The organism is Micrococcus sp. HMSC31B01 (assembly GCF_001816085.1).
GTDB lineage: Bacteria > Actinomycetota > Actinomycetes > Actinomycetales > Micrococcaceae > Micrococcus > Micrococcus luteus.
Genome location: NZ_KV825199.1, coordinates 1 through 2,033, shown reverse-complemented (window position 1 = coordinate 2,033; position 2,033 = coordinate 1). Strand labels below are relative to the sequence as shown.

Genomic DNA, 2,033 nt, shown 5'->3' with positions numbered 1-2,033 from the left:
CGTGGTAAGGTTTTCTAGCCCGGCCATGTGAACAGACGGTGAATGCTTCGGACACGGAGTTGACACGGTCGAAACGGATGGTCTAGGATGGAGAAGTTGCTCCAGAGCGAAACGGCCCGCGGAGCGGGTCGCTGAAGCTGGAAGCGCCTGTTGTTTGAGAACTCAATAGTGTGCCAAGTTTGTTGATGCCAATTGTTTTAACATATATTGGTTGATCATCGCCTGCCACCCCCGTGGTGTGGTGATGGTCTGCTAGGTATTGAATGGATGTCGTGGTGGTTATTTCCGGCTGCCACGGTGTTGTTCTGTAATTTTTTTACGGAGAGTTTGATCCTGGCTCAGGATGAACGCTGGCGGCGTGCTTAACACATGCAAGTCGAACGATGAAGCCCAGCTTGCTGGGTGGATTAGTGGCGAACGGGTGAGTAACACGTGAGTAACCTGCCCTTAACTCTGGGATAAGCCTGGGAAACTGGGTCTAATACCGGATAGGAGCGCCTACCGCATGGTGGGTGTTGGAAAGATTTATCGGTTTTGGATGGACTCGCGGCCTATCAGCTTGTTGGTGAGGTAATGGCTCACCAAGGCGACGACGGGTAGCCGGCCTGAGAGGGTGACCGGCCACACTGGGACTGAGACACGGCCCCGACTCCTACGGGAGGCAGCAGTGGGGAATATTGCACAATGGGCGAAAGCCTGATGCAGCGACGCCGCGTGAGGGATGACGGCCTTCGGGTTGTAAACCTCTTTCAGTAGGGAAGAAGCGAAAGTGACGGTACCTGCAGAAGAAGCACCGGCTAACTACGTGCCAGCAGCCGCGGTAATACGTAGGGTGCGAGCGTTATCCGGAATTATTGGGCGTAAAGAGCTCGTAGGCGGTTTGTCGCGTCTGTCGTGAAAGTCCGGGGCTTAACCCCGGATCTGCGGTGGGTACGGGCAGACTAGAGTGCAGTAGGGGAGACTGGAATTCCTGGTGTAGCGGTGGAATGCGCAGATATCAGGAGGAACACCGATGGCGAAGGCAGGTCTCTGGGCTGTAACTGACGCTGAGGAGCGAAAGCATGGGGAGCGAACAGGATTAGATACCCTGGTAGTCCATGCCGTAAACGTTGGGCACTAGGTGTGGGGACCATTCCACGGTTTCCGCGCCGCAGCTAACGCATTAAGTGCCCCGCCTGGGGAGTACGGCCGCAAGGCTAAAACTCAAAGGAATTGACGGGGGCCCGCACAAGCGGCGGAGCATGCGGATTAATTCGATGCAACGCGAAGAACCTTACCAAGGCTTGACATGTTCTCGATCGCCGTAGAGATACGGTTTCCCCTTTGGGGCGGGTTCACAGGTGGTGCATGGTTGTCGTCAGCTCGTGTCGTGAGATGTTGGGTTAAGTCCCGCAACGAGCGCAACCCTCGTTCCATGTTGCCAGCACGTAATGGTGGGGACTCATGGGAGACTGCCGGGGTCAACTCGGAGGAAGGTGAGGACGACGTCAAATCATCATGCCCCTTATGTCTTGGGCTTCACGCATGCTACAATGGCCGGTACAATGGGTTGCGATACTGTGAGGTGGAGCTAATCCCAAAAAGCCGGTCTCAGTTCGGATTGGGGTCTGCAACTCGACCCCATGAAGTCGGAGTCGCTAGTAATCGCAGATCAGCAACGCTGCGGTGAATACGTTCCCGGGCCTTGTACACACCGCCCGTCAAGTCACGAAAGTCGGTAACACCCGAAGCCGGTGGCCTAACCCTTGTGGGGGGAGCCGTCGAAGGTGGGACCAGCGATTGGGACTAAGTCGTAACAAGGTAGCCGTACCGGAAGGTGCGGCTGGATCACCTCCTTTCTAAGGAGCATTAGTGCCCGTTGCATCACCGCGTGTGTGATGGCGGGTTGCTCATGGGTGGAACATCAATGAATGGTGCCAGTGGTGGTGCCGGCAGTGCTCGAGTACGTCATGCCTTTGCGGGTGTGGTTGGAATGGGTGGTGTTGGTGGCTGCGAGCTGGTGTTGGCACACTGTTGGGTCCTGGAACAGCAGG

The 2,033-nt window shown here is 56.3% G+C and carries 1 rRNA gene; it reads left to right on the top strand.

The features are described 5' to 3' along the window. The first annotated feature begins 315 nt into the window (after positions 1-315). Positions 316-1,838: ribosomal RNA gene (locus HMPREF3105_RS07980) — 16S ribosomal RNA — on the top strand. The last annotated feature ends 195 nt before the right edge of the window (positions 1,839-2,033 follow it).